Raw genomic sequence first — 25,883 nt, forward strand, 5'->3', positions numbered from 1 at the left:
GCGGAACGCGAAGCAATCAATGCGCCGATTCAGGGTACGGCTGCCGACCTGATGAAGATGGCGATGGTCAATGTGCGACGAGCGTTGCGTGAACGCAACCTGCAAACACGCCTGCTTTTGCAAGTCCACGACGAACTGATCGCCGAAGCTCCTGTTGACGAAGTTCCTACCGTCGCCCACTTGCTGCGCGAGGTGATGAGCAGCGTCTACGATCTCAAAGTGCCGCTGGGCGTGAATCTGGAAACTGGCCCTAACTGGGAAGAGATGGCACCATTTACTGGCTAAAGCATTGCCGATCTCAACGCAAAAGGTCTGGCACAGCTTGGGTGAATTGTGATCCGGCTTGTGTTGTTCAGCAGCAATTCCGTGGCCTTAAGCCTGCTGCTACCGTCTGTCCAGACGGGGAGGTCATATGTCACTATCGCATCTGCAACCTACATTTTCAGTGGTTGCACCAGTCTACAACGAAGAACAACTGATTGCCGAATTTTGCCGGCGGGTCATTGCCGCGCTTGAACCTTTGGGCGAGCCATTTGAGATTGTTCTGGTCAATGATGGTTGTCGTGATCGCTCGCCCGAAATTATGCGCGAATTGCACGAGCGCGATCCGCGGATCAAGGTGATCAACTTTTCGCGCAATTTTGGGCATCAGATTGCGATTACTGCCGGCACTGATTACGCTTCCGGCAAGGCGATTATCGTGATCGATTCCGATTTGCAAGATCCGCCTGAGGTGATTCCTGATCTGATCGCTCGCTGGCGCGAAGGGTATCAGGTGGTATACGGTGTGCGCGAAGAGCGCGAGGGTGAAACGTGGTTTAAGAAAACGACGGCAGCTATTTTCTACCGGTTAATTGTGCGGATTACCAATGTGAATATTCCGGTTGACACCGGCGATTTTCGCCTGATGGATCGCAAGGTGGTTGATGCGCTCAAGAAGATGCGTGAACACCACCGTTTTATGCGCGGTCTGTCGGCCTGGGTAGGGTTTCGTCAGACCGGCGTCCCATACCGTCGTCGCGCTCGCGCGGCTGGCGCCACCAAATACCCACTGCGCAAGATGTTACGCTTCGCGCTTGATGGCATTACCAGTTTTTCGTATTTACCGTTGCAACTGGCAACCTACCTCGGCTTTGTTGTGGCCGCGATTAGTATGATCTTTCTCCTCATCGTGTTTGTGATGCGTCTGGCCAATCCGAGCGCGGCGGAACCAGCCTTCTACGGCCAGGCCAGCACGCTGGCGAGTGTCCTCTTCCTCGGCGCCGTACAACTGATTTCGCTCGGTATCATCGGCGAATACGTTGGTCGCATCTATGATGAAGTGAAGGGTCGGCCTCTTTACATCGTTGCCGAAACGCTTGGTATTGCCGATTCGGCTGCAACTTCACCCGTTGATACACGTACTACTACTCAACAGGAACATACGTCGTTACCGACGTAGAGGGGATATGGCAATGAGCCATCGTGTATCACGCTCAGGCGGAGGAGGGACAATGAACACTCGATTATCGCTGGTAAGTGGGTTTATTTTGCTGTTGATCATTGTCGGTATCGGCTTGAGCACGATGAAGTATGTACAGGTCGATGAAGGACAGGCTGCCATCGAGCTGGTACAGGGACGGATCGTTGCAGTTCATGGGCCGGGGCCGATCTTCCGTCCATTTGCGCCCTTTACCGAAATCGAGCTGGTCAATATCCGACGCCAATCGCGTCAGATCTCGCAAAACGTCGCGAGCAGTGACAAACAACTGTACGATATTGACATTCAGGTCGATTTTCGTCGCTTGCCGAATGAAGCAGCACTCAGGGCAGCCTATTCTGAAATCGGGGTAAGTGATATTCAGCTCAACGACTTTCTCGATGGTTTTATCAACGATGCGCTCAAGAGTGCCAGCACACAGTTTACCCTCGATGAAGCACTCTCGGATCGTGGCGCTTTTGCTGAGCGCATTCGCCGTTTTCTCACCACCCCTCCCGGCGATGGTCAACGCGCGCCAGTTGATCAGCTTTATATCACCATCGAAGCGGTAAAAGTGCTGGACATCAAGGTTGGTGAGACATACGCTCAATTGCTGGCCGAGAAGGCGAATCTCGAAGTTCAAATCGAGACTGAGCAGAAGCGCCGCCAGCAGATTGAGGCGCAGCAGGCGAATAATCTTTTCCAGGCCGAACAGGAAGCGCTGGTTGCCCTGACCCGCGAGAGGGGTATTACCGCTGCCGCCCTTGAAGCGGCAAACCGCGAAGCTCAGGTGCGCGCAATTGAGGGTCGTTATTGGCGTGAAAATCCTGAGCTGTTCGAGCTGCGGAAACGTGAATTGCTTGTGCAGATGATGGCAAACGGCAATGTCTGGTTTGTTGATCCGAATACTAATCTGACCATCCTGCTTAACAATCAGACTGCTGAAGGTCAGGCGTTAGTGATTCCGCAGCCCGGCAACAGTCGGCAAACGACTCCATCGGCGCCTGGTGAGGGGGCAGTGAGTCCGTAACCGGCGGTTTCAGTGGACATCAACGCTCGTTGAATACCCGCCCATGTGGTGAAGTCGTAGTGTGGGTGCGCCACCAGTGCAACTTTCACGAATGCGGGAATATTGCGCAGGGGTACGGCGCTGCCGTGCCCCTGCGGACTGCTAAAGGATGCGGTCATTGTGCCGGCGCGTATGCAGATGCGTTAGTCTGGTGCCAGTGCTGCGCCGCACTCCCCCTGCAAACACGGGTACAACCGGTTGTGGAGGGGCACATCACCGCCGTGCCCACTCTCCTTACCTTATCTCACATGGCGCGCCAATGCCTGTTGCACGACTTGATATGGCTGCGCGCCAACCAGCCGATCGACCACGCGCCCGTCTTTAAAGATGTAGAGCGCCGGTATTCCGGTGATGCCAAAGCGCTGCGCCGTGTAAGGATTTTCATCGACGTTGAGCTTGGCTACCACTGCTTTGCCGGCAAACTCTTGCGCCAGTCGTTCAATGACAGGGGCAACGGCCCGGCACGGCCCGCACCATGGCGCCCAAAAATCGACCAGTACCGGTTGTCGACTCTGTCCGATTATCTGATCAAACGTACTGTCGCGCAGAGTGACCGGCCCGCTCGCCCCGTGCTGCCCATTGGTAGACGGGCGCTGCGGCGAAGAACCGGTTGTTGAACCTTGTCCGGTCGGTGCGGCGCGATGGAATGGGACGCTTGGCCCGGCTGGTAGTGGTGGTTGTGAGCCTTCACCACACATATATTGCAGCCACGCCTCCAGGGAAGACTCGGTAACAACGCCTGCGGTGCGTCCTAAGATCGCGCCACCTCTTGAGAAGACGATCCCTGGCAGATCGGTGATATTGTATTTGCGCGCGAGCGCCGGGTTATCATCGGCATCAATCCGGGCAATCAATGCCTTACCGGCAAACCGTTGCGCTAACCGTTCAAGGGTTGGTTCGAGCTGCTGGCAGGTGGGGCATCCCCGACGGTCAAAGACCAGCAGTACCGGCAACCCCGCGCGCAATACCCGCTCGACACTCTGTTCACTGGTGCGTATCGGTGTCGCGAAGACCATAGTTGTTCCTCATGGTGGTTGTAGTGCATAAGTGCTCTCAGCCTGTAGCAGCCTCTTGCCGGTCGCTGTGGCAATGCCTTCCGGCACAGGAGCGGCTATTTCTGCTTACACTCTACCTTATCGCCGTTAGCAGGACGGTAACGAAGTGTTAGCGCCGCGTTATAGGCTGGTGATTCAGAGGTCAATCGGCGCGCATTGCTTCAGTTGAGGATATGGAGGTTGCCCGATCTGACGAGCAGGATTCTGTCTTGGGCAGCAGGCTTACCTCGTCCAGGTAAGTGTCACGAGTGTAGCATTTTTTGAAAAAGATCACATTTGTGATTTATTTTTGAATTGCAACACTTCTGCACGATTGTTGCAAAAATTGTGCAATGCCGGTATACTTTATCTTTGGGAGTAGTCGCGGCGACGGTGCCGCTCAGGACATTGTCGCCGCGGCGCGTGAAGTGCGTCCGGCGAATGTGTGTGGAGGTCAATGACATGCAAGATTATTTTCGCCGGCGTATCGAGGAATTGACTGCTCGTCTTGAAAGTCTGCGTCCAGGCATTGAGCGAGCGCAGCGCTCGGTGGCTCAGCTTGAGAGTGAAGCCGTTCCTGCTGGCGCCGCAGCGCTGGCCCGCGCAGCTAGATTATCGGCGGCCCGCGCTATGGCGGCGACTCTGGCCGAGCGTGAGCGCCATTTGCTGGTGGCGATCAGCGCGCTGCAAGCTGAACTAGTCGATCAGCAATTGACCGGACGTGAGTAGGAGCATACTGTAGGGGCTGCTGTCGTGTTGCCCCTACAGTTGCTACCTTACGGATGCAGGCCGCTAAACGTCAAAGCGGTCGTCTCGTTGAAACCGCACATCAAATTCATACACTGTACCGCACTGCCAGCCGCCCCCTTCATTAAATTGTCAATCGCGCAGATACTGACAATTCGTCCCGAATCCGGTTCATAGGCAAAGCCAATGTCGGCATAGTTTGTTCCTGCCAGTATTTTTGGTTCGGGATAGCGATAGATTCCCTGACGCTCTTTGACGATGCGCACAAAAGGCTGTTCACGGGCAAACCCCCGGTACGCCGACCACAACTCTTTTTCACTTAGCTCGCGCGCGGCAAATGCGTGGACGGTTGCCAGTGCGCCGCGGACAAGCTCGATTGCAGTGATTGACATGTGGACGTTGCGCAGGCCGGTGACCTGTTCAACTTCGGCGAGATGGCGATGTCCGACCGGAGCAAATGAGCGCACTGCGCCGGATCGTTCCGGGTGATGGCTGGCCTCACTCACGGTCGCGCCACCCTCTGATGAACCAACCTTGACATCGGCGATAATCGGACGGTTACGGTCGATGAGGTCGGCCTGCACCAGTGGCAGCAGTGCCAGATTCGTGGCTGTAGCGTTACAGCCGACGCCGCTGGCGTAGCGCGCGCCGGTCAAGGCAGTGCGATTGACTTCGGGTAGTCCGTACACAAACCGTTCGAGCCAGGCTGGCGCCGGATGTTGTCCTCCGTACCAGCGCTGGTAGACCGCTGGATCGCGCAGGCGAAAATCGGCTGAACAATCAATGATCCGCTCCGCCAGAGTGGCGTAGCGCTCGATAGCCTGCGCCGCTTCACCGTGTGGAAGAGCCAGAAAGAGGAGATCGCACGGCTGTAACGTGTCGGGATGAATGAATTGCAGGCTGGTGCGTCCGCGCAAGTTTGGATGGATCTGGTAGAGGTACTTGCCCGCATTGCGCGCGCTGGTCGCCTGCGCAATCGTGACATGCGGGTGATCGAGCAGGAGCCGCAGCAATTCGCCGCCGACATAACCGCTCGCGCCCACAATACTCACTCGTAGAGTCATTGCTTTCCTCACACAATGTCTACCCAGTCGATGTAGCCGGTGGAGCCATAAGTTGTTCTTGTCTGAGACTCATTATCGGGTATGAGCCATTTCATGCATCTGCCATTCGCTGTGGCCGGCCAGCCTCCGCTTCCATTGGCGAGCAAGCGATGGCTGGCCGGCGCTGCATTCAGCTCAATTCTTTATTCATCCTGACGCGCCCACCGACTAACGTGATGCGTGTCATTATCCGCGCCCCCGCCCCACTTCCAGCACGTAATCAATGATCCGGGCCGGAATATCGACACCAGTTGTATCGATGCTATTGCGGAACTCCATCGTGTAATTGACCTCATTGACCAGGAGTTCACCTTCTGGAGTTTCCAGCAGATCGATGGCGACCACACCGCCACCAACTGCATGCGCGGCCCGGATACTGAGATCGGCAAGCTCTGGCGTCACCGGGCAATTGGTCGCCACGCCGCCGCGAGCGGTGTTGGTGATCCAGTGCGGACTGGTACGATAGATCGCGCCGATGCACTCATCACCGATCACGAAGCTGCGAATATCCCGACCCGGCTTGTCGATGTATTGCTGAATGTAAAAGATCGAATGTTGATAGTTCCCCAGCACATCACGATGTTCGAGGATTGCTTCGGCAGCATCACGGTCATTGATCTTACTAACCATGCGGCCCCACGAGCCGATCACCGGTTTGAGCACAACCGGATAGCCAAGCTGCTCGATCGCTTCCAGCGCGCTTTCTGGCGTGAAGGCTAGCAAACAACGTGGTGTTGGCACGCCAGCGTGGATCAATGCCTGAGTGGTGAGGAATTTATCGCCACATGTGAGAGCAACGTGGTAGGTATTGACGGTTGGCACGCCGGCATCATTAAGAATTTTCAGCATGTACAATGCCCGGCTGTGCTGGATGCAGCGTTCGAGCACAACGTCAAACGGATAGCTGGTCTGATGCAGGTCAAAGATCTGCTCGCGGTCATCAACTTTGACATAATCAAGACCGCGGCGTTCCAGCTCCTGAAAGAGCAGCTTCTCTTCGGCGCGGATGCGCGAACAGAGGACGGCGATGCGCATAGCGATTTCTCCTATTCACCCCAATCCTCTTCAACCTCAGGGGCGAGGGCGAGAGTGGGCGGGTTCAGGCTAATGACTTCCAGTTCGGCGCCGCAGTCGGGGCAGGCAATGATCTCGCTTTCCAGCGTACTGGCCGGGAGCGTGATTTCAGCAACGCATTCAGGGCACTCGGCATGCATGAGCATCACTCCTTTCGGTCAACTACTCACCCCAATCCTCTTCGACCTCAGGGGCGAGGGCGAGAGTGGGCGGGTTCAGGCTAATGACTTCCAGTTCGGTGCCGCAGTCGGGGCAGGCAATGATCTCGCTTTCCAGCGTACTGGCCGGGAGCGTGATTTCAGCAACGCATTCAGGGCACTCGGCATGCATGAGCATCACTCCTTTCGGTCAACTACTCACCCCAATCCTCTTCGACCTCAGGGGCGAGGGCGAGAGTGGGCGGGTTCAGGCTAATGACTTCCAGTTCGGCGCCGCAGTCGGGGCAGGCGATGATCTCGTTTTCCAGCGTATTGGCCGGGAGCGTGATCTCAGCGGCGCATTCAGGGCACTCGGCGAGCATCGTATAGTTCTCCTTTCAAACCTGAGCAGTTGTCAATCGTTCAAGCAGAGCATCAGCAACTTCACGAGTAGTTGCGTTACCGCCAACGTCAGGTGTAGCGATGTCGTCAGCGGCAACTTCCGCCATCGCCTGGCGCAGTCGTTCGGCGGCAGGCAGGCGTCCAAGCCATTCCAGCAGCATCACCACGCAGTTGAGCGCTGCGGTTGGATTGGCAATCCCGCGACCGGCAATGTCGGGAGCAGCGCCATGCACCGGCTCGAACAACGCCTGACCGTGGCCGAGATTGCTGCTGGCTGCGACTCCCAAACCACCGCCGTGAATACAGGCAATATCAGAGAGGATGTCTCCAAAGAGGTTGGTCGTGACAATCACATCGAACCGTTGCGGTTGCGCGGCCAGTTGCATCGCTGCCACATCAACCAGCCGCTCTTCAAACGTAAGGTCGGGATAGTCAGCGGCAACTTCGAAGGCTACCGCGCGGAAGAGACCATCGCTGAGGCGCAATACGTTGGCCTTATGCACGATGGTGACTTTGCCAGGATGGCCGGCAGCCTGACGCGAGCGAGCCAGTTCACAGGCAGTGCGCGCGATACGAGCTGAGGCAGTCCGCGTGATAACTCGCTCAGCGATCGCGGTGTTGCCGTCATCTTCCAGCCGCTCGCGTCCGCTGTACAGGTCTTCGGTGTTTTCACGCACTACAACAAGGTCAACACCCGGCCCGGTTGTGGGTCGAATGTTGGCGTAGAGATCGAGCGCGCGGCGTAATTCGACAATCGGACTGCGGTAGCCGGGTACCGGATGACTCGGTGACGCGACGGCGCCAAACAGGATGGCGGTCGCCGAGCGAGCTGCTGCGAGGGTTTCAGCAGGGAGGGCGACGCCGGTGCGCTGGAAGACCCCCCACCCCGCTTCCGCTTCGGTGAGGGTCATGTCAGGCGCCAGCGCGCGCAACGCTGCCGTCGCCACTGCCATGACTTCGGGTCCGATCCCATCACCGGGAATGACACAGATCTGCATCATGCCACCTCACCGGGGAAGCGACCATACTGCCGGTAAAAGGGAACGATCCCGCCGGCAGCCCATACTTCACGCAGGAATAGTGGCGGCGGCGGCAGATGGATAGAGCGGCCATTACCGGTCGTAATGATGCCATTCTCCAGATCAAGCTCTACCTCATCGCCATCGGTCAGCTCACTGGTCAGATCGGCGGTAAAGCAGGGAATGCCGAGGTTGAGCGCATTGCGGAAGAAGATCCGGGCGAACAGCGGGGCAATGATTGCCCCAATACCGACCATACGAAGCGCCAGCGGAGCGTATTCACGCGAGCTACCGCAGCCAAAATTCTTGCCAGCAACAATGATGTCTCCTGGACGGACACTGGCAGCAAAGTCAGGGCGATGCTCAATAAAAGGATAGCGCCGCAATTCACTCTCGTCTTTCAGCATGTACGGCGCATAACGGCCAGGAACGATCTGATCAGTATTAATATCGGGGCCAAACAGCCAGACGCGAGCCATAAATATGCCTCTCTTTCTGATGTATGCAGCCAGATGTGCTGGTGTGTGTCGGTAATGCACGCACTACCCGGCGTAGCTTACCCAGCCTGAACCGTTCCATTGCCGGTTGTTACCGGCAGCCCTTCTACGACCGAGCGCGGATCGGTCAGATAACCGGTCAGCGCAGTTGCTGCTGCCACTGCCGGTGAAGCCAGATAGATCTGCGCTTCAGGACTGCCCATGCGCCCACGGAAGTTACGGTTACCGGTGAACAGACAGACTTCACCGGGAGCCAGCACTCCCATATGGCGACCGATACAGGCACCGCATCCCGGCGTGCCGATTGTTGCGCCGGCGGCCAGGAGAGTGGCAAGCGTGCCGTCGGCGGCAGCGCGGTGCAGAGCCTGGGCGCTGGCCGGCACGACGATCATACGCACGCCAGGGGCGATGCGACGACCGGCCAGGATTTGGGCCGCGACTGCCATATCTTCATAGTGGCCGTTGGTACAGGTGCCGAGGTATACCACATCGACGGCTACCCGGCCCAGTTCGCTCAGGTCGGCAACATTATCGACATAATGCGGAGCGGAGATCTGTGGCTCGAGCTGACTGAGATCAATCTCAACGACCTGCAGGTACTGCGCATCGGCATCGACGGTAGGGACGAGCGGGCCGGTGAGATCGAGACCTGCTGGCGGGATAAGACCGGCCTTTGCGCCCATTTCAATCGACAGTGTTGCCAGGGTCATCCGCTCCATCACGCTGAGTTGTTCTACGCCATGCCATTCGATAGTGGCGTAAGTTGCGCCGTCGGCGCGGAGGAGACGGGCAGCGCGGAGGGCGAGATCCTTCGGACCAACGCCAAACCCGAAAGAACCACGGGCGCGCGCGACAATCGTCTCTGGCACGCGCAGCCAGGTCTTACCGGTAGCCAGCGCCAGCGCGATGTCGGTGCTGCCCATACCGGTACCAAATGCCCCCACACACCCATAAGCCGTACTGTGGCTATCGCTACCCAAAATCAACATCCCCGGCTGCGCCAGACCCTCTTCGACCAGCACCGGGTGCGAGATACCGCGCCCCACATCAAACAGGTTGGGAATACCCTGCGCGCGCACCCATCGGCGCACTTCCTGCTGCTTTTCCGCCGTCTGCACGCTGGCGGCAGGCGCAACGTGATCGATCACCACTGCAACCCGCCGGGGATCCCAGACCCGTTCGGCGCCTAGCTCGTTGTGCAGAATGCGAATAATACCGGGAGCCAGACTGTCGTGAACCATTACCAGATCGACATTGGCTGTTACCACCTCACCGGCACGCACCGGGCGACCGGCGACACGGCTCAAAATCTGTTCGCTCATGGTTGGCATTGTCGTACCCTCTCCGTTACTATCACCTTGCTCTCCAGGTTGACGCGGCGTCGCTGATTGCAGCCGTAGCTCTCATTGTGTGAGCGCGGAGAGCAGACTGCAACTTTCCCCCGGCGTCAGTTGACCGGTCTGACAATCGGATTACTCGGCATAGCTATACAGAATCTCGTCGATCATCGCCCCATCGAGATCGTGCTCATCACCGAGCGCTTTGATACGGGCAGCGGCAGCGCGGGCCTGCGCTTCACTCAGAGTAATGCCCAGCTCGCGGGCCCGTTCGGCAACCGCATGCCAGCCAACCAGGCGATGGGCAACGGCAATCGTGCGCTGGCGACCAAACAGGCTGGGATCGAGGACTTCGTAGCTGCGCGGATCGGCCAGCACAGCTTTGGTGTGCATCCCGGCCTTGTGATGAAAAGCTGTCGGGCTGGTGATGCACTGATTGAAAGGTATCTCGATACCGAGCATTGTCGCAACTGTCTCATCAATCTTGGGGAGCAGATCGAGGCGGTAACGCTGCACACGCGAGGGGTCAACACTGGCAATACGGGCAATCATCCCGCTCAGGCTGGCGATACCGTTGCGTTCACCAATGCCGAGCACTGTGACATCGAGATGGGTAGCGCCGGCTTCAGCGGCGCAGAACGTGTTGGCGATAGCGCAACCGCTGTCATTATGGCCGTGAAACTCAATATCGCAGCGCACTTCAGCGCGCACTGCACTCACAATGTCATAGACTTGCCGTGGCGTTGCGATACCGACCGTATCGGCCAGGCCGATACGCTGCACTCCCATCGCTTCGACGGCGCGGTAAATCCGAATGAGGTCGGCCAGATCGGTGCGAAAACTGTCTTCGCACGAAAAGCGCACTTCAACATCGTGGTCGCGCAGATAGGTAATCACCTGCTCAGCTTCGGCCAGAATCTCGCTCAAGCTGCGACCGTGACTAACCGCGCGCAGTGGTTCTGACGTGGCGAAGAGCAGGTTCGCGCCTTGAGCGCCGTGTTCGACGGCGAGGCGTGCATCGGCCATGTGACAGCGAATATGGGTGAGGATACGGGCGCGCAACCCGTGACGAGCGATAGTAGCGAGATCACGCGCACTCTGCGGTGAGGCGGCAGGAGAGGTGAGTTCAATATACTCTACGCCGAAGGCGTCGAGCATCTCAGCGATAGCGATCCGTTGAGCGGTTGTAAAGCGGGCGCTGGCGAATTGTTCGCCTTCGCGCAGGGTCGTATCGACAAAGAACAGGCGCTCAGGCAGCGACATACAGTAGTACCTCTCTCACTTGACAGGAACCAAACAGCTCAGGCCGGCAGTAGCGTGGCGTGTAAGCAATCGGGCTGACAGTGCGTATGCGTTTCATCGCTTCCTCCATTCACAAACAATCGACCCGGCGCACCGTTGGTCTGGCGAGCCGGGTCTTGTCTCTTCCACACAGCAGACAAGGTGAGCTAACCAGACCTTTCGTCCGGCTTCTTCGCGCGCTTGCTCTGCTTGGTGAAAGAAGTTTCGTTTCTCATAGCGGTACGACTATAGCAGAAGTTGAAAACCGTGTCAAGCTACACGTCCGTCACTCTTTGCATCACTACCACCTTATGGCGTTGTTTCCAAAGATGGCGCGGCATTTTGGCCGGGCGTGGCGCGAGTAGCTGCCGGCTCAGTCAAAATGTCTTCGGTAGGAATGCTGAGCATGGTTAACAGGCCATTATCACCGCCGACGAAGCGAGGCAAGATTCCATCCCAGCGCTCGATGAAGCGCAATTGCAGCAACTGCGGCGAGACAACCTCGCCGAGCAGACGCAACGACTCAGCTTCGGCGCGCGCAATTTCCAGTCGGGCCTTGGCTTCAGCTTCAGCGCGCGCCACTTGTTGCTGAGCCTCAATCCGCGCTCGCTCAAGCTCGCGCGCCGCGCGCAGCGCATCTTGTTCGGCTACCTGCTTGGCCTCAATCGCGCGCGCGAATTCGGCGCTGAAATTGAAGTCGGTGATCGAGACACTTTCCACAATCACCCCACGCGGAGTCAGACGTTCGCTCAAGACGCTCAGAATCAGATCTGAAACTTCGGGCCGGCGAGTGATCAACTCTTCGGCAGTGAAGCGAGCAGTGGCTGCTTTGATAGCCTCTTGAATGGCCGGATCGACAACCCGTCGCTCGTAATCAACCCCGATCTCACGCACCAGGCGGTCAACCTGAGTTGCATCAGGCCGGTAGTTAATCACGACCTGAGTTGTAACCGTTTGCAGGTCACGCGAAGCGGCACTCGAATTCGACTCATAGCGCTGCGTGCGCACTTCAACTACCGTCACCGACGTGATAAATGGCACGCGAAAGTGCAACCCTTCATCAAGGATGCCGGTAATCTCGCCGAAGGTTTTCAACACTCCGCGAGTGCCGGCTTCGATGGTGGTCACCGAATTGCTCACGCCAAAAATTCCTACCATAGCGATCAGGATAATTCCAACCAGGAATGACATCGACCATCCTGGCATTGCAGGAGTGGGAAATGTTTGACGACTCTGGTTCATAGCGATATCTCTTTCTAACTAGTCTGAAAAGCGATGACAGGCAATGCGCCAATCTTAAAGCTTTATCCCATCAAGATCAGTATACTTGATCTGAAAGATGGAATGATGGGGGATTTATCCCGTGCTTAACGGTTGAAGCAACCTCTGCGTCGTCGGTTACAAGGCTTGATTGCTGTGCGTCGAGATGATTGACCAATACGATGTGATTCACGCAAGATGGATTTTAATACTGTGTTCCAATCATAGTGATGGTCTCTGATCGCATTTAGATATGCTTCACTCTCTATAATGCTGGTTTCCTGGTTTTTGATAGTACCGACACTTCTCCCTGCAAGGTGTGGTTGGATATGGTAAAGGTGGACGAGCTGGGGCAGGTTTGAAGCTGGCTCACACGACTATCGTCTAGACGGTGACATCACGTCAGCGTCAGGGCGGGAGGTAGGAGCAGGCTGCAACCCGGCCCCAGCCAGTCGGGGGCGGGAAGTAGGGGCAGGTTGCAACCCGGCCCCAGACCGCCGGTGGCGGTGCGACTGGCGGCGGAGGCATCAAGGCGGAAGGTAGGGGCAGGTTTCAAACCTGCCCCTACCTCGGTCACGCTGAACGGGTTGGCCGCTGGCCAGTTGTTACTCGTCGGATGTCGGTAACAAGCCCAAGGCTCCGGAAACGTCCTGTATTCCGGTTAGATTCATCACTGATTCGTTGTCGTTTCACAGTCAGCGCACACATTGTAAAGTAGAAAAACGATATTTGTTAAGTCTGGTACTAACTCACCCACAGTCGTTTGCTGGATCAGGCGGGTAATGCTCACCTCTGGCGTTGTCCAGGTGAGAAACAGTATACTGATTCAGAACCCTGAGCGGCTACAGCTTCCGCTCTAACACATTATTAGCAACCTGTTGACCGCCAATTAATACCGGTTCATCATAATACCGCTTAGCAGAAGATCATGAGGGGAGGTGCGGCTATGACCGAGCTAGGACGATGGTTGATTGGCGTCGGTCTCTTGCTGATCATTGTCGGAGTGGTGATCCTGGCCGCCGGTCGGCTGCCCTGGCTGGGCCGTTTGCCTGGAGATATTCTGATCGAGCGCGATAATCTGACGATCTTCATTCCGCTGGGTACGATGCTGGTAGTGAGTCTGGTATTGACCGTCATCGCTAACCTGATTGCGCGCTGGTGGCGATAACGGTCGGAAAGGAATGGACGTATGATTGATCGCGAGATGGTGCATCAGCTCCGCACCGAGTTGGGTGAATTGCAGCCGCCGGTGTTGTCGCTGTACGTTGAAGTTAATCCGGCTCAGCCAGAGAACGAGCGGCGGGCCTGGGAATTGCGGGCACGCAATGCAGTCAAAGCTCTGGGCGCGCCGACAGAGATTGAAGAGGCAGTGCTGGCTGCGCTCGAGGCTGAAATTGCGCCGGAAGCGCGCACACTGGCGCTCTTTGCCGCTTCGCCGGTTGCCGAACGCAAGAGCGCAACTGTGGCGATAACCAGGTTGCCGCTGCACATTTCGTTGCCGTTGCTGGATTTGACCAATGGCCGGGTTGAGGCGCGCTGGGGCGATCCGTATATCGCACCCCTCATTTATGCGCTCGATCAATACGAGCGCACTGCCGTGGTCTGGCTGCGTGGCGAGGGCTGGCGCTTCTTCGAAGTCTTTCTTGGTGAGATTGTCGAACACACTGATGTCTTCCGCAGCGTTGAGGCCGATCTGTGGCGTGAGGTAGCCCAGTTCGATCCAAACCGGTTGCGCGAGCAGTTGCGCGCGCAGGCGATGGGCAACCGCGACCGTTTCGCGCGCCGTATGGAGAATATCGCCACGCGCTATTTGCAACGGCTGGCCGGTCTGACCGAGCGCGCGCTCTCGCATTTTGGTATCCGCCGCCTGATATTGCTGGGTCGAGAAGAGGCAACGAAGCAGTTTGCCGACCTTTTGCCGCGTACCGTGCAGGCGATGATCGTGGCTCACGTAGCCGATCTCCCCCATCCTGAGGCGTCGCCTGCCCACGTGCTGGCAAAGGTCTTGCCGGCGCTTGCGCAGGCCGAGCAAGACCATGAACAGCGTTTGCTTGAGCAGATTGCGCGCCAACCCGGCATATGGGGGATCGATCCAACCCTAACGGCTCTCCAGGAGGGTCGCCTTAGTGTGCTGGTAGCGCCCTGGCGACTCGACGCTCAGGTCTGGATGTCTGGAGCCGGTCTGCTGGCCGCCAGTCGCGAGCAGGCAGCGCTGCTGGCGCCTGACAGTGAACCGCAGCCGGTGGCGTTGCGTGATGTGATTGTCGATCTCTGTGCGGCCTTTGCAACCCGCCTGGAGTTTGTCGCTGGCCCGGCAGAAGATCGGCTACTGCGCGATTTCAGTGGGCTGGCCGGTCTGCTCCGCTGGTAGACTGTTGCCCCAATGCCGGGCACAAGGCGGTTTGCGCGGTGGAATAACAAAACATAACCTGTCGGAAAGACTATGGAATTCAAAGATTACTATGCCATCTTAGGGGTAAGCCCGGATGCTGATGATCAGGCTATCAAGCAGGCCTACCGCAAGCTGGCGCGGCAGTATCACCCTGATGTCAATCCGGGTGACAAAAAAGCCGAAGAGCGCTTCAAAGAGATCAATGAGGCTTATCAGGCCCTCAGTGATCCTGAGCGGCGACGCAAGTATGATGAGTTGCGCTCGTATTACCAGCGCTGGCAACGGAGTGGTGGCCGCGGCGATTTCAACTGGAGCCAGTGGCAGGCGGCGCCGGGTCAACAAGTCTATACGTACAACGTCTCGCCCGAAGACCTGGAAGACCTGTTCGGGGCCGATAGCCCCTTCTCCGACTTCTTTAGCTCGATCTTCGGGCAGCCGCAGTTCCGTCGCTCAAGCCGACCGGCGCGCGGGCGCGATCTGGAAGTGCCGGTGACTGTCTCGCTTGAGGAAGCCTTCTCAGGCGCGACCCGATCGTTGCAGGTTGGCGATCGCCGCATCGAGGCGCGCATTCCTCGCGGTGTGCGTACCGGCACTCGCATCCGCCTGAGTGGGCAGGGCGCTCCCGGTATTGGCGGTGGCCCGGCTGGCGATCTCTATCTGGTTGTTGAAGTCGAACCGCATCCGCAGTACGAGCGCGATGGCGATGACTTGACGACCACTATCGACGTTGATGCTTTTACCGCGGCAGTGGGTGGCGAGGTGCGTGTTCCTACCATTGACGGAACGGTGACGCTCAAGATACCGCCACGCACTCAGGCTGATAAGGTCTTTCGCCTGCGCGGGAAGGGGATGCCACGCCTGGAAAACCCGGCTGAGCGAGGCGATCTCTTTGCGCGGGTGAAGCTGGTATTGCCTGAGCCGTTAACCGACGCCGAGTTGCAAACGTTGCGCGAGCTGGTGCGTAACCGTAGACGGTAGCGCCGCCTGCCGGCTAATCTCTTTAGCCGCGTAGTGCAGTGGCGCAATGATGCAGGAGTGAGGAACGGGAAAGTGGTGGTAGGGATAATATGCTTTGAACCGATGAGGTGAGCGTATGGAACGCCAAAGGGGTCGTGGCCGGTGGCTGGTATTGTTCATCGAACTGGCGCTGCTGGCAGTGATTGCCGGCGCTTTCGTCTGGGCTGCCTTTACGGGGAATCGCCAGCCGGCTGCGGCTGTTAGCCCTTCGCCAACACCAGCCCTGATCATTGCGCCAACTGTTGTTCCGGTTACGGCGACCGATCTGGAAGCGCAGATTGCCGCTGTGTATCGCGAGGCCGGGCCAAGCGTGGTTAACATTGTCAGCCGTTCGATTAGCTACGACTTCTTCTTCAATCCGGTGCCGCGCCAGGGGAGTGGATCAGGCTTTTTCTACGATACGCTAGGCCATATCATTACGAACTATCACGTTATAGCCGACGCCGATGAATTGCAGGTGACGCTCGCCGATGGGCGAGCTTTGCCGGCCCAAATTGTCGGTGTCGATCCATCGAACGATCTGGCAGTGATCAAGGTGGATCTACCGGCAAACGAGATCCGGCCTCTTCCAATCGGCGACTCGACGAGCGTTTATGTCGGCCAATTTGTGCTCGCCATTGGGAATCCATTCGGCCTGGAACGAACGCTCACCTTTGGGATTATCAGCGCGCTGGGCCGTGTGATCGAGAGTCCTAACCAGCGTTTCATCGGCGAGGTGATTCAGTCGGATGTGGCTGTTAATCCCGGTAATTCGGGTGGACCGCTGCTCGACTTGACGGGCCGGGTGATCGGTGTCAATTCGGCTATCCTCAGCCCAAGTGGGGCCAACGCCGGGATCAGCTTTGCCATCTCAGCGCGCACAGTACAACGGGTGGTGCCGGTCTTAATCCGCGAGGGGCGTTATCCCCATCCTTCGCTTGGTGTGCGGGTCATCGAATTGACGCCACAGCGAGCCGCATTGTTTGAGCAGGCCGGGATGCGGTTGCCTGTGACGCAAGGCTTGCTGATCGCCGATCTGATTGCCGGTGGGCCGGCAGAACAGGCCGGGTTGCGTGGCCCTGATCGACTGGCGCGGGTAGGGAACTTGAATCTGCCGATTGGCGGCGATGTGATTGTGGCAATCAATGGGCAGGTAATTGCCACCTCTCAGGAGCTGCTGGTCTATCTGGAAACTGAAACGCAGGTTGGTGAAACCGTGCAGGTCACGGTGATCCGTGATGGTCGTGAGTTGACTTTACCGGTCACCCTGGCCGAGTTGCGCTTTTAGGCTGCAACTCTTGCCGGATTTGAAACGTGGAGATGCTGACTATGCTGGTGCGACGCGCGAGTCTGGAAGATCTGGCAATGGATGTTGGTCTGCCGGTATCTATCTTGCAATATCTGGCCGACCTGGGGTACATTCACCCCATTCCTCAATTGCCGGCGGTTGAGTTTGATGAATTGCGCCGGATCCGTCGCCTGATCGACGATCTGGGCGTGCCTTTCGATGCCATTGATCTGGTGTTGCATATGCGTCGGCGCATGCTGGCGATGCAGCGGGAAATCAATCGGTTGCGGGCTGAACTGGCATACCGGCGCGCGTTTGACCGCGTAACGTCCTGGGTCGATGCGGAATGGTATGAGTAAATTCTGCCGGGAATCATCTGCCGGCTTGCGTCGTGACCCAGATCGCTACCGGCTTGCGACGCGCAGTCGCGAATGCGAAAAAACAAGTCTATCATAGAAAGGAGGTTACCAATGACGGTATACTCGATTGATTTTCGGCCCTTTGACTATCTGACCGCTGAACTCTCGGCGCTCTGGTGGTTTTACCTTTCGCAAGGTGTCGCGCTAATTGCGCTCGGAATCGCGGTGATCATCTGGCCGGAGTTGCTCGCTTTTCTGGCTGCAGCCTTCTTCATCGCCATCGGGATCGTGCTACTGGTGCTTGGTTGGCGTGTGCGACAGGTCAAACGTCGCTACGAACTCTTCAAACGCGCGTTTCTGATTGAGCCGTAAGCACAACAAGGAACCAAACAATGAGTGACTCTCAGTATATTCGCATTCTCCGCAGCCGGTTGCCCTACGCCCAGTTTGACACCCGGCCATGGTCACCACCGCTAAATGTGTTCGAGACCGATCGCGAGATGGTGGTGGTGCTCGAACTGGCCGGGGTTGACCCGGCGACGTTGCAGATCGAAGCCTTTCCTGAGTTCGTCAGAATTGCCGGCGCGCGTCAATTGTCGCTGCCGCCGGGTTTGCGTCGCCTGCACCGAATGGAGATCGCCGCCGGCGTGTTTCAGATCGAGGTGCCATTTGAGCGTCCGATCGATCCCGATCAAACCAGCGCGCGCGCGCTGCACGGCTTGCTTGAGATCCGGTTACCTTTTGCCAGGCGCGCATTGCGGCAGGTGATCATTCCGGTGTCAGAGGGAGAATGACTGTGAGTGAAGCTACCACTGTTCAGCGTCCAACAACATCGGAGATTCCCGAAGTGTTGCCGGTGTTGCCGATCAACAATGCTGTGCTCTTCCCCGGCATGTTTTTGCCGTTGGTTGTCAGCGGCGACGCCTGGGTGCGGCTGGTTGATGAAGCCGCGCTCTCAAACAAGATCATAGGCGTCTTCCGCCGGGTGCAAACCGGCGAAGAGTTTGAGCCGACAATGCTGGCGCCTACTGGCACTGCGGCATTGATTGTGCGCATGATGCGGCTGCCACAAGGGGGGGTGCAGTTGCTGTTGCAGGGACAGGCGCGCATCAAAGTGCAGCAGTGGGTGACAATCAAGCCTTACCCTCAAGCGCGGGTGAGTGTCTCGCGCGATCCAACCGATGTGTCGATGGAGGTGTCGGGGTTGGCGCGGGCCGCGCTGGCCGGCTTCCAGCAGATCGTTGAGCTTAGCCCGAACCTGCCTGATGAACTGGCTCTTGCCGCTGCCAATGCTCCTCATCCCGGTATGCTGGCCGACCTGATTGCGGCCAATCTCAATCTAAGTCTCGATGATCAGCAGGCCGTGCTCGATATGCTCGATGTCTCCGAGCGCATGCAGCATGTCTTACGCTTGCTTGAGCGCGAGCGTGAGATACTGATGATCGGGCGCAAGGCTCAGGAAGAGGTTTCAAAGAATCAGCGCGAGTACGTGTTGCGGCAGCAGCTCGAGGCGATTAAGCGCGAGTTGGGCGAAACCGACGATCGCGCTGCCGAGATCGCCGAACTGCGGCGTCGCCTGGAAGAAGCGCAATTGCCCGCCGAAGCGCGCCAGGAGGCCGAGCGCGAGTTGGCTCGCCTCGAACGCATGCCTCCCGGCGCTGCCGAGTATACCGTAACTCGCACGTATCTCGATTGGCTGCTCGATTTACCGTGGCACACAAGCACTGAAGACAACCTTGATATGGCCAGGGCGCGCCAGGTGCTTGATGAAGACCATTACGATCTTGAGCGGATCAAAGAGCGGATTATCGAGTATCTGGCGGTGCGCAAACTCCGGCAGGAAGCGGGGGCCGGTGGCGAGGCGCGCGGTCCGATCCTCTGTTTTGTCGGCCCTCCCGGTGTCGGTAAGACCAGTCTGGGCGCCTCGATTGCCCGCGCTCTCGAACGTAAATTTGTCCGGGTGGCGCTCGGTGGAGTGCGCGACGAGGCAGAGATTCGCGGTCATCGACGCACCTACATCGGTGCGCTGCCGGGCCGTATCATTCAAGGCATCAGCCGCGCCGGTAGCAACAATCCGGTAGTGTTGCTCGACGAGGTTGATAAGCTTAGTATCGGGTTTCAGGGCGATCCGGCGGCAGCGTTGCTCGAAGTGCTCGATCCCGAACAGAATGTCGCGTTCGTCGATCGCTACCTCGATGTGCCGTTCGATTTGAGCAAGGTGCTGTTTGTCTGCACTGCCAATCGCGCTGACACCATCTCACCAGCTTTGCTCGACCGTATGGAGCTGCTGGAGCTGGCCGGTTACACCGAGCAGGAAAAGTTAGAGATTGCCCGCCGCTACCTGATCCCCCGCCAGCGCAGCGAGCAGGGGATGTCAACGCGCGGGCCGGAACTTACGACGGCTGCCCTGCAACGACTTATTCGCGAATATACCCACGAAGCTGGTGTGCGTGATCTCGAACGGCGGATCGGTGCCATCTACCGCAAGATGGCAACCCGCCTGGCTGAAGGTAAAGAGCTACCCGCTCAGATCGATGCCGTCGATCTCGACGATCTGCTGGGGCCACCACGTTTCCGCAGCGAGACACTGTTAGGCGAAAACGAGGTCGGGGTTGTGACCGGCCTGGCCTGGACGCCGACCGGTGGTGATGTGTTGATGATTGAAGTTAGCGTCATTCCCGGCAACGGTCAATTGATCCTTACTGGCCATCTGGGTGATGTGATGAAAGAGTCGGCCCGCGCTGCCCTCACCTACGCTCGTTCACGGGCTGCTGCGCTAGGGATCGACGCCGAGGTATTCGCCAAGAGCGATATTCACATCCACGTGCCTGCCGGCGCAGTGCCCAAAGATGGCCCTTCAGCCGGAATTACTATCGCCAGCGCTCTCATCTCAGCGCTCACCCGGCGAGAAGTCGATAAGCGCATCGCTATGACCGGTGAAGTGACACTGCGCGGGAAAATTCTGCCCATCGGTGGCGTAAAAGAGAAATTGCTCGCCGCGCAGCGGGCTGGCGTGCGCAAGGTTTTGCTGCCGAAAGAGAACGAGATCGATCTGCGCGAAGTGCCGGCAGAGACGAAAGAGCAACTGGAGATCGTCCTGGTCAAGCATATGGATGAAGTGCTGCGCGAGCTAGGACTGGTCGCGGTGCCGGTGAGCGGGTAGCGTAAGCGTGGCGCGGCGTTTTGGTAGGCCAGCGGGTCTTCCGTCCGGCCTTCTGCTGTCGCCCTGCGTATCACTGTGTGCTTCAGGAACGCAACAGTGATTTTCGCAACAGTGATTTTATGGCGCTCTACCCCAGGCGATCTCGTAAATATCCTGGCCGCGATACAGCTCAACCGTCGGATCGCCATTTGCAGGTACCCAGAGCACACGCACCTGCATCGGATCGCTGCTCTCGAAAATAACCGCGCCCGAACCATTGTCGGCCCAAAGTGTCTGATACAGCGTGAAGGCATCGTTTCGCAGGGGAAGCAACAAACCGCCGGTCAGCGAAACACTGCTCATCGTGAACGGCATCTCTGGGTATGGTGGAACATCCAGATCGGCAACCTGAGCGGGAAATGGTGTCACAAAAGCGTATAGTCGCTCTTGTGTGGCGAATGGCGCGCGAACCAACACATTTGCCGGCTCGAGTGGGAGCGCAGTGGAGATGCCATCGACTGCGTTCCCCTGCCAGAGACCGGGTTCGTTAAACAGGTTTGATGGGTTGACAACGCTGAAGTAAATGCTCTGGCTATCTGCTGACCAGGCAGCGGTAGCGCAGGAAGGAATCAACTCTGGCGCTTTCAGGTAGGTGATGGCTCCACTGCTCAGATCGACGACTGCCAGCTCACAACGCTCTACTGTGAGCGAGTAGGCATGAACCAGCAGTCTGGCGCCATTCGGCGACCAGGCGGCAGGCGCGAAGCCGCGGCCATCACCGCCGGAAACTGTCAGATCGGTGACCGGTTGATTTGGCAGAATCAGGCGTGGTTCGCCACCGGCGACCGGCATGACATACAGACCTTCATCAAATGCGGAAAAGGCAACCGTTGAACCATCAGGTGAAAGCAATGGGAAACTAACAAACCGATCGTCTAACAAGACGCTGCGCCAGTTACCATCGGCGTCAGTGCGGATCAGGAGCGATGGCTTGTCGATGTTCTGAACAACGTAGACCAGTGTTGCTGTTGCTGGCGCTATGTCAAACGCAACAATTGCCAGCGCGTCCACAGCGGGTGGTGTTTCAGTGGTAATCTGGGTTTGGGTAACGCCATCGCGTTCAATCCGCACAATCTGGCCGCCGGCAAGGATGTACAGCGGCGCGGGTAACACTGCTCGATCGGGTGTTGGCTGCGTAGTCGGTATCGATGCTGCATCTGGCAATGGCGCGCTGGTCGAGGTGACCGTTGGCGCAGCAGGTGGCGTAGAAGCTGAGGGCGGAATATTCGCCACGCTCGCGCAGCCGCTCATCAGCGCAAGCATTCCGAGCAATAAGATGAAACGGTGGTAGTGCATCCAGTTGCGCCTTTCGTTAACGCTGCAGCGAGAACGTGTTCCGCAGCCTTTGTATCTTAATCTCGATACGAACTGGCGCCAGGTGTGTTGCGCGGTTGAGAGAGTCATTGCGGTCCTGAGAGAGCGCCAATCTCCAGGACAAAGCCGGTGGCGCTGACATTCGGCGACTGCTGACCACAAAAATGTACAGCAGAAAAGGGGACAGCGCCGTGTCGTTCTTTGCCAACTACTCTTGAGTCGCATTCGCCAATGGAAAAGCTTCGAATAAGTGATACCCTTTACACGTTTTCGCCTGCAACCTGATCGTACTGCAATAACCACTCTTGCGCAGTGCCAGCGGGAGACAGGGGAACAACCGCTCCAGTTCCGATCCCCCTCGGCGGATGCCTGCGCGCCCGGCGACCATTCTCTGGCCTTGAACCAGGCAGAGGGTTAGCGATAAGGATAGCGCTGGTACTTCGCGCCGACTCACAGTACAATACAGATCAAGTTTAAGACTCATAGTTAACATACAGATAAGCTATGTCATCCGCTGAATCCACAATGCGCCTCTTCATCGCGCTTGATCTTTCGGTTGAAGTGCGCCGGGAGCTGCGTGACGTGCAACTGCGTCTGAGTGAACACAGTCGCGCCGTGCGTTGGAGCGATCCGATGGGGATGCATCTGACTCTGCAATTTCTTGGTGAGACGCCGGCATCATTGGCGCAGCCACTGGTCACCGCGCTCAACGCAATCGAGACGCCCCCGTTCACCCTCCACCTCGACCGGTTAGGCTGCTTTCCTGCAACCGGTTCGCTGCGGGTAGTCTGGGTTGGCATTCGCGGTGATCTTACCGGCTTAACCTCCCTCTACCAGGCAGTGACAACGGTGACGCAGGAATTAGGCCTGCCAGCCGACTCACGTCCATTTACCCCCCATATCACCCTGGCTCGCGCTCGTCCGGCGGCGACACCGGCAGAATTGCGCGCATTGCGTCTGGTATTGCCTGCTGTCAACCCCAAACCGGTGAGCTGGCAGCCGCAGCGCCCCATTCTGTTCCGCAGTCAATTGACATCCAGAGGCGCAATCTACACCGCTCTCAACTGACAATCAGTTGCGCTATTCTTACCAATCTGTTGGGTGTTTAGCTCTTTCATTGCGCCATAACAACCAATATGATGAATGCGAAAGCATGAGCCAAAGGTGGTTGTTATGCGCTATTATCGCATACTCATTTATCTCTTCGGGATGTGGTTGCTGTTCGGTGTGATGGTGCAGTCGGCTGCTGCCCAAACAATAATCGCGGCGCGAGCTGTGCTCTTCTTTTCGCCATCGTGCCCCCACTGCCATGTAGTGCTCAATGAAACCCTGCCGCCGCTTCAAGAGCGCTACGGTGATCGCTTGCGAGTGTTGATTGTTGACGTAACAACTCCAGATGGTCAGGCGTTGTATGTCGCTGCGCTGGAAGCTTTCGCTGTTCCGCGTGAGCGGTGGGGTGTGCCGGCCCTCTTCTTCGAGCAGCGCCATCTGGTTGGGAGTATGGAAATTCCCACTTACCTGCCGGCCCTGATCGAACAGTCACTGGCGCATGGCGGCAACAACTGGCCATCAATTCCTGGACTCGAACCACTCACCGCGCCGATCGATGCGGGGATAGCGCCTGCGCCGGCGCCGGAAACAGCGCCGTTTAACCGCGATCCGCTGGCTAATAGTCTGGCCCTGTTTGTGTTAGGTGCGATGGCAATCAGTCTCGTTGCGACCGTACCGCGTCTGCGCCGCTCATTTGCGCATTCGTTACCATTCCAACGGAGCCGTTTGATACCCATACTGGCCGGTCTCGGTCTGCTGCTGGCCGGATATCTATCCTGGATTGAGCTGGGTCAGCAAGCGGCGGTTTGCGGCCCGATCGGCGACTGCAATCTTGTTCACCAAAGCCCTTACGCCCGTATCGCCGGCATACCGGTCGGAGTAATCGGGGTTGGTGGCTATCTGGCGATCCTCGTAACCTGGTTGATCGCTCATTTCACGCAGGTTCGCCGGGCCTGGCAGACACTTAGCGGCCTGATAGTGGTTGGCGTGCTCTTTTCTCTCTACCTGACGTTCCTCGAGCCATTCGTCATCGGGGCAACCTGCCTGTGGTGTCTATTCTCGGCTATCACGATGACCGCACTGCTCTGGTTGATTGCGTCACCGACATCGCATCATGTTGTCCGTGGTCGGCGACCTTTGACTCCGGCGCCCAAACGCCATTGAGCCGTGGAAATGAATGGCGCGACTGCTGGTCAGCGTCACCGGCAGTGAACTGGTTAGAGCCGGTTTGCAACGCGACTCATCGTCTATTCTCGCTTTTATCCCTCGGCGGCGTCATCATTGCCGGCAGCGCATCGCGTGGCTGCCGGCAATCTGCGCTGTCTCTGTTTGAGAACAGCAGGTTTGATAACTTTAGTGTACCGGCCCGCGCTGTCGGCGACAGGCATGCGTGCCGGCGGTGATCATCCTTTTCCCAGCGCGTCGAGCACCACATACGTTAGGTGAACCCTGTAACCTTCACCCAAGATATTGCATCTTCTTTGCGAAAGGTGAAAATCGCATCGACAACTTGTAAGGAGGTTACACGCTCATGAGTCAGTTGATCGGTCGTTTGACAGGCTTGCGCGCCATGGGAGAACGCTACACGCCAACCTACTTCCTGGCCGCGCTCGGTAATGGTGGCACTGCCATTACCTTCTTTATCTGGCTCAATTTCCTCGTTCCACATCCCAATACGCCGATTGTCACCTTTGACAGTATTGCCGCGCTGTGGAGCAAGTCGGATCTTATCGGTCAGTTGTTGTTGTTACTGGCGTTGAGCGGTGTCGCCATTTTTGCTCTGCGCCATATCCAGTTGCTGATCTGGAATCTGGCCGAATACAGCCGGTTTCGCCGCAGTGGCGCATATCTCCAGCTCCGCGAAACGAACGGGGCAGTCATGTTGATGGCATTGCCATTGACGCTGGCAATGACGATCAACGTACTCTTCGTAAGCGGTGCCGTCTTCGTGCCCGGTTTGTGGAACGTGGTTGAATATCTCTTCCCCTTCGCGATGATGGCGTTTGTGGCCGTGGGCGTCCTGGCGCTGCGCACCTTTGCCGATATTTTTGGCCGCGCCGTGGCCAATGGTCACTTTGATTGCGCCCGCAACAACAACCTGACCCAGTTGCTCGCCGCATTCGCCTTCGCTATGGTGGGTGTCGGTCTGGCTGCGCCGGCGGCGATGAGCAAGATCAAGCTGACCATCGGTGTCGCGATGCTCGGCTCGATCTTCTTTACCACCGCGGCTATCGTGCTCGGGCTGGTGTTGCTGGTGCTGGGTGTGCGGGCAATGCTGACCAACGGATTGGCAGTTGAAGCCGGGCCGAGTCTGTGGATGCCGATCCCGCTGATGACCCTGATCGGTATCGCTTTCCTGCGCCTCAGCCATGGTCTGCACACCGGTTTCGAGCTGCATATCGAGGCGCCGCATCGCTTGCTGATTACCGCCGTCTTCTTCAGCCTGCAAATCCTGACCGGTCTGTTCGGTTGGTCGGTGTTGCGGCGAGTGGGTTATTTCCGCACCTATCTGAATGGCCCATCTCGCAGCCCTGGCTCTTACGGTTTGATCTGCCCGGCGGTTGGTCTGTTCGTGCTCGGTATGTTCTTCCTGCACGTTGGTCTGGTGCAGAACGGTCTGGTTGAAAAGTTCTCGCCGATCTACTTCGTCTTGCTGGCAGCTCTGGCCGCGGTTCAGGGACTCGGTATTGTGACAATGTTCCGTCTTGATCGCCGTTTGCTGTCGGCTCCTGCCAAAGCGCTGGCCGAAGCCGAGAGCGCAGCGTAATCATAAAGAAGGCTGGCGCGCATCAGCGCCAGCCCTTCAGGTGCCTGAGACTGTTTTGCCGCGCCCCGCCGCTCGACGCTATCATCCAAATAATGC

At 57.7% G+C, this 25,883-nt stretch carries 28 protein-coding genes; 15 read left to right on the forward strand and 13 right to left on the reverse strand.

Features of this window, described 5'->3' with window-relative positions; genetic code table 11:
• The 3 genes from Q0650_RS16870 to Q0650_RS16880 all read left to right on the forward strand — a co-directional run.
• Positions 1 to 285 (forward strand): DNA polymerase (locus Q0650_RS16870; RefSeq protein WP_298821080.1); only part of this gene is annotated, 285 nt, incomplete at its 5' end.
• 127 nt (positions 286 to 412) lie between these two features.
• The gene (locus Q0650_RS16875) at positions 413 to 1,441 is read left to right on the forward strand and encodes a glycosyltransferase family 2 protein (protein ID WP_298821082.1); all 1,029 of its coding nucleotides are present in this window, start codon (positions 413 to 415) and stop codon (positions 1,439 to 1,441) included.
• A gap of 52 nt (positions 1,442 to 1,493) precedes the next feature.
• Complete coding sequence (locus Q0650_RS16880) at positions 1,494 to 2,489, forward strand: SPFH domain-containing protein (protein ID WP_298821084.1); 996 nt, start codon at positions 1,494 to 1,496, stop codon at positions 2,487 to 2,489.
• Between the two features lie 278 nt (positions 2,490 to 2,767).
• Here the strand turns inward: Q0650_RS16880 and trxA are convergent, their stop codons facing one another.
• Positions 2,768 to 3,544: a thioredoxin gene (trxA, locus tag Q0650_RS16885; protein WP_298821086.1), complete on the reverse strand. Its 777-nt coding sequence runs from the start codon at positions 3,542 to 3,544 to the stop codon at positions 2,768 to 2,770.
• Between the two features lie 480 nt (positions 3,545 to 4,024).
• On the opposite strand from trxA, the gene Q0650_RS16890 reads away from it, so the two are divergent.
• The gene (locus tag Q0650_RS16890) at positions 4,025 to 4,291 is read left to right on the forward strand and encodes a hypothetical protein (protein WP_298821088.1); all 267 of its coding nucleotides are present in this window, start codon (positions 4,025 to 4,027) and stop codon (positions 4,289 to 4,291) included.
• A gap of 47 nt (positions 4,292 to 4,338) precedes the next feature.
• Here Q0650_RS16890 and argC read toward each other — a convergent pair whose 3' ends face one another.
• The 11 genes from argC to Q0650_RS16945 all read right to left on the reverse strand — a co-directional run bounded on the left by argC (position 4,339) and on the right by Q0650_RS16945 (position 12,975).
• Complete coding sequence (argC, locus tag Q0650_RS16895) at positions 4,339 to 5,373, reverse strand: N-acetyl-gamma-glutamyl-phosphate reductase (protein WP_298821090.1); 1,035 nt, start codon at positions 5,371 to 5,373, stop codon at positions 4,339 to 4,341.
• Between the two features lie 225 nt (positions 5,374 to 5,598).
• Positions 5,599 to 6,447 carry a lysine biosynthesis protein LysX gene (gene lysX, locus Q0650_RS16900; protein WP_298821092.1) on the reverse strand — a complete coding sequence of 283 codons (849 nt, stop codon included), beginning with the start codon at positions 6,445 to 6,447 and terminating at the stop codon, positions 5,599 to 5,601.
• Positions 6,448 to 6,458: 11 nt separating this feature from the next.
• Positions 6,459 to 6,626 carry a lysine biosynthesis protein LysW gene (gene lysW, locus Q0650_RS16905; RefSeq protein WP_298821095.1) on the reverse strand — a complete coding sequence of 56 codons (168 nt, stop codon included), beginning with the start codon at positions 6,624 to 6,626 and terminating at the stop codon, positions 6,459 to 6,461.
• 22 nt (positions 6,627 to 6,648) lie between these two features.
• Positions 6,649 to 6,816, reverse strand: coding sequence for a lysine biosynthesis protein LysW (gene lysW, locus Q0650_RS16910; RefSeq protein ID WP_298821096.1), 168 nt, complete (start codon positions 6,814 to 6,816; stop codon positions 6,649 to 6,651).
• Between the two features lie 22 nt (positions 6,817 to 6,838).
• Positions 6,839 to 7,006 (reverse strand): lysine biosynthesis protein LysW, encoded by a 168-nt coding sequence (gene lysW / locus Q0650_RS16915; protein ID WP_298821099.1) that lies wholly within the window; start codon positions 7,004 to 7,006, stop codon positions 6,839 to 6,841.
• Positions 7,007 to 7,021: 15 nt separating this feature from the next.
• Positions 7,022 to 8,023, reverse strand: coding sequence for an isocitrate/isopropylmalate dehydrogenase family protein (locus Q0650_RS16920; protein WP_367280833.1), 1,002 nt, complete (start codon positions 8,021 to 8,023; stop codon positions 7,022 to 7,024).
• On the reverse strand, positions 8,023 to 8,523 hold the full coding sequence (locus Q0650_RS16925; protein WP_298821103.1) for a homoaconitate hydratase: 501 nt from the start codon (positions 8,521 to 8,523) through the stop codon (positions 8,023 to 8,025). Before Q0650_RS16925 ends, Q0650_RS16920 begins: the two co-directional genes overlap by 1 nt.
• Before the next feature lie 77 nt (positions 8,524 to 8,600).
• Positions 8,601 to 9,872: a 3-isopropylmalate dehydratase large subunit gene (locus Q0650_RS16930; protein ID WP_298821105.1), complete on the reverse strand. Its 1,272-nt coding sequence runs from the start codon at positions 9,870 to 9,872 to the stop codon at positions 8,601 to 8,603.
• Between the two features lie 141 nt (positions 9,873 to 10,013).
• Positions 10,014 to 11,141, reverse strand: a complete 1,128-nt coding sequence (gene lysS / locus Q0650_RS16935) for a homocitrate synthase (RefSeq protein WP_298821107.1) — start codon at positions 11,139 to 11,141, stop codon at positions 10,014 to 10,016.
• 327 nt (positions 11,142 to 11,468) lie between these two features.
• The gene (locus tag Q0650_RS16940; RefSeq protein ID WP_298821109.1) at positions 11,469 to 12,401 is read right to left on the reverse strand and encodes a prohibitin family protein; all 933 of its coding nucleotides are present in this window, start codon (positions 12,399 to 12,401) and stop codon (positions 11,469 to 11,471) included.
• Positions 12,402 to 12,816: 415 nt separating this feature from the next.
• Positions 12,817 to 12,975, reverse strand: a complete 159-nt coding sequence (locus tag Q0650_RS16945; protein ID WP_298821111.1) for a hypothetical protein — start codon at positions 12,973 to 12,975, stop codon at positions 12,817 to 12,819.
• Between the two features lie 390 nt (positions 12,976 to 13,365).
• On the opposite strand from Q0650_RS16945, the gene Q0650_RS16950 reads away from it, so the two are divergent.
• The 8 genes from Q0650_RS16950 (at position 13,366) to lon (ending at position 20,617) form a co-directional block, all read left to right on the forward strand.
• The gene (locus tag Q0650_RS16950) at positions 13,366 to 13,587 is read left to right on the forward strand and encodes a DUF2905 domain-containing protein (RefSeq protein ID WP_298821113.1); all 222 of its coding nucleotides are present in this window, start codon (positions 13,366 to 13,368) and stop codon (positions 13,585 to 13,587) included.
• Positions 13,588 to 13,608: 21 nt separating this feature from the next.
• Complete coding sequence (locus tag Q0650_RS16955; protein ID WP_298821115.1) at positions 13,609 to 14,790, forward strand: VLRF1 family aeRF1-type release factor; 1,182 nt, start codon at positions 13,609 to 13,611, stop codon at positions 14,788 to 14,790.
• Between the two features lie 72 nt (positions 14,791 to 14,862).
• Entirely contained in the window at positions 14,863 to 15,789 is a 927-nt protein-coding gene (locus Q0650_RS16960; protein WP_298821117.1) for a J domain-containing protein, read from the forward strand.
• Positions 15,790 to 15,904: 115 nt separating this feature from the next.
• Positions 15,905 to 17,095, forward strand: a complete 1,191-nt coding sequence (locus Q0650_RS16965; protein ID WP_298821119.1) for a S1C family serine protease — start codon at positions 15,905 to 15,907, stop codon at positions 17,093 to 17,095.
• A 41-nt stretch (positions 17,096 to 17,136) separates the two neighbouring features.
• Entirely contained in the window at positions 17,137 to 17,454 is a 318-nt protein-coding gene (locus tag Q0650_RS16970; RefSeq protein ID WP_298821121.1) for a chaperone modulator CbpM, read from the forward strand.
• Positions 17,455 to 17,565: 111 nt separating this feature from the next.
• Positions 17,566 to 17,826: a hypothetical protein gene (locus tag Q0650_RS16975; RefSeq protein ID WP_298821122.1), complete on the forward strand. Its 261-nt coding sequence runs from the start codon at positions 17,566 to 17,568 to the stop codon at positions 17,824 to 17,826.
• Positions 17,827 to 17,846: 20 nt separating this feature from the next.
• On the forward strand, positions 17,847 to 18,248 hold the full coding sequence (locus Q0650_RS16980) for an Hsp20/alpha crystallin family protein (RefSeq protein ID WP_298821124.1): 402 nt from the start codon (positions 17,847 to 17,849) through the stop codon (positions 18,246 to 18,248).
• A 2-nt stretch (positions 18,249 to 18,250) separates the two neighbouring features.
• Positions 18,251 to 20,617, forward strand: coding sequence for an endopeptidase La (gene lon, locus Q0650_RS16985; protein WP_298821126.1), 2,367 nt, complete (start codon positions 18,251 to 18,253; stop codon positions 20,615 to 20,617).
• Between the two features lie 117 nt (positions 20,618 to 20,734).
• Here lon and Q0650_RS16990 read toward each other — a convergent pair whose 3' ends face one another.
• Positions 20,735 to 21,952: a hypothetical protein gene (locus Q0650_RS16990; protein ID WP_298821128.1), complete on the reverse strand. Its 1,218-nt coding sequence runs from the start codon at positions 21,950 to 21,952 to the stop codon at positions 20,735 to 20,737.
• Positions 21,953 to 22,495: 543 nt separating this feature from the next.
• On the opposite strand from Q0650_RS16990, the gene thpR reads away from it, so the two are divergent.
• The 3 genes from thpR (at position 22,496) to Q0650_RS17005 (ending at position 25,787) form a co-directional block, all read left to right on the forward strand.
• Positions 22,496 to 23,038, forward strand: a complete 543-nt coding sequence (gene thpR, locus Q0650_RS16995) for an RNA 2',3'-cyclic phosphodiesterase (RefSeq protein ID WP_298821129.1) — start codon at positions 22,496 to 22,498, stop codon at positions 23,036 to 23,038.
• Between the two features lie 105 nt (positions 23,039 to 23,143).
• Positions 23,144 to 24,184: a vitamin K epoxide reductase family protein gene (locus Q0650_RS17000; protein ID WP_298821131.1), complete on the forward strand. Its 1,041-nt coding sequence runs from the start codon at positions 23,144 to 23,146 to the stop codon at positions 24,182 to 24,184.
• A 367-nt stretch (positions 24,185 to 24,551) separates the two neighbouring features.
• A complete protein-coding gene (locus Q0650_RS17005; protein WP_298821134.1) occupies positions 24,552 to 25,787 on the forward strand; it encodes a TsoY family (seleno)protein in 1,236 nt (411 codons plus the stop codon).
• Positions 25,788 to 25,883: the final 96 nt, after the last annotated feature.

Origin of the sequence: uncultured Chloroflexus sp. (assembly GCF_937129525.1) — a bacterium.
In the GTDB taxonomy this organism is placed as follows: Bacteria; Chloroflexota; Chloroflexia; order Chloroflexales; family Chloroflexaceae; genus Chloroflexus.

What these genes read in the sequence shown, in the direction of transcription:
- Q0650_RS16965 (WP_298821119.1), top strand. Translation starts at nt 15,905, where the DNA reads ATGGAACGCCAAAGGGGTCGTGGCCGGTGGCTGGTATTGTTCATCGAA.
- Q0650_RS16925 (WP_298821103.1), bottom strand. Translation starts at nt 8,523, where the DNA reads ATGGCTCGCGTCTGGCTGTTTGGCCCCGATATTAATACTGATCAGATC.
- Q0650_RS16960 (WP_298821117.1), top strand. Translation starts at nt 14,863, where the DNA reads ATGGAATTCAAAGATTACTATGCCATCTTAGGGGTAAGCCCGGATGCT.
- Q0650_RS17005 (WP_298821134.1), top strand. Translation starts at nt 24,552, where the DNA reads ATGAGTCAGTTGATCGGTCGTTTGACAGGCTTGCGCGCCATGGGAGAA.
- Q0650_RS16950 (WP_298821113.1), top strand. Translation starts at nt 13,366, where the DNA reads ATGACCGAGCTAGGACGATGGTTGATTGGCGTCGGTCTCTTGCTGATC.
- trxA (WP_298821086.1), bottom strand. Translation starts at nt 3,544, where the DNA reads ATGGTCTTCGCGACACCGATACGCACCAGTGAACAGAGTGTCGAGCGG.
- lysW (WP_298821095.1), bottom strand. Translation starts at nt 6,626, where the DNA reads ATGCATGCCGAGTGCCCTGAATGCGTTGCTGAAATCACGCTCCCGGCC.
- Q0650_RS16930 (WP_298821105.1), bottom strand. Translation starts at nt 9,872, where the DNA reads ATGCCAACCATGAGCGAACAGATTTTGAGCCGTGTCGCCGGTCGCCCG.
- lysX (WP_298821092.1), bottom strand. Translation starts at nt 6,447, where the DNA reads ATGCGCATCGCCGTCCTCTGTTCGCGCATCCGCGCCGAAGAGAAGCTG.
- Q0650_RS16880 (WP_298821084.1), top strand. Translation starts at nt 1,494, where the DNA reads ATGAACACTCGATTATCGCTGGTAAGTGGGTTTATTTTGCTGTTGATC.
- argC (WP_298821090.1), bottom strand. Translation starts at nt 5,373, where the DNA reads ATGACTCTACGAGTGAGTATTGTGGGCGCGAGCGGTTATGTCGGCGGC.
- Q0650_RS16990 (WP_298821128.1), bottom strand. Translation starts at nt 21,952, where the DNA reads ATGCACTACCACCGTTTCATCTTATTGCTCGGAATGCTTGCGCTGATG.
- lysW (WP_298821099.1), bottom strand. Translation starts at nt 7,006, where the DNA reads ATGCTCGCCGAGTGCCCTGAATGCGCCGCTGAGATCACGCTCCCGGCC.
- Q0650_RS16940 (WP_298821109.1), bottom strand. Translation starts at nt 12,401, where the DNA reads ATGAACCAGAGTCGTCAAACATTTCCCACTCCTGCAATGCCAGGATGG.
- Q0650_RS17000 (WP_298821131.1), top strand. Translation starts at nt 23,144, where the DNA reads ATGCGCTATTATCGCATACTCATTTATCTCTTCGGGATGTGGTTGCTG.
- thpR (WP_298821129.1), top strand. Translation starts at nt 22,496, where the DNA reads ATGCGCCTCTTCATCGCGCTTGATCTTTCGGTTGAAGTGCGCCGGGAG.
- Q0650_RS16955 (WP_298821115.1), top strand. Translation starts at nt 13,609, where the DNA reads ATGATTGATCGCGAGATGGTGCATCAGCTCCGCACCGAGTTGGGTGAA.
- Q0650_RS16890 (WP_298821088.1), top strand. Translation starts at nt 4,025, where the DNA reads ATGCAAGATTATTTTCGCCGGCGTATCGAGGAATTGACTGCTCGTCTT.
- Q0650_RS16980 (WP_298821124.1), top strand. Translation starts at nt 17,847, where the DNA reads ATGAGTGACTCTCAGTATATTCGCATTCTCCGCAGCCGGTTGCCCTAC.
- Q0650_RS16970 (WP_298821121.1), top strand. Translation starts at nt 17,137, where the DNA reads ATGCTGGTGCGACGCGCGAGTCTGGAAGATCTGGCAATGGATGTTGGT.
- lysW (WP_298821096.1), bottom strand. Translation starts at nt 6,816, where the DNA reads ATGCATGCCGAGTGCCCTGAATGCGTTGCTGAAATCACGCTCCCGGCC.
- Q0650_RS16875 (WP_298821082.1), top strand. Translation starts at nt 413, where the DNA reads ATGTCACTATCGCATCTGCAACCTACATTTTCAGTGGTTGCACCAGTC.
- Q0650_RS16975 (WP_298821122.1), top strand. Translation starts at nt 17,566, where the DNA reads ATGACGGTATACTCGATTGATTTTCGGCCCTTTGACTATCTGACCGCT.
- lysS (WP_298821107.1), bottom strand. Translation starts at nt 11,141, where the DNA reads ATGTCGCTGCCTGAGCGCCTGTTCTTTGTCGATACGACCCTGCGCGAA.
- Q0650_RS16920 (WP_367280833.1), bottom strand. Translation starts at nt 8,023, where the DNA reads ATGCAGATCTGTGTCATTCCCGGTGATGGGATCGGACCCGAAGTCATG.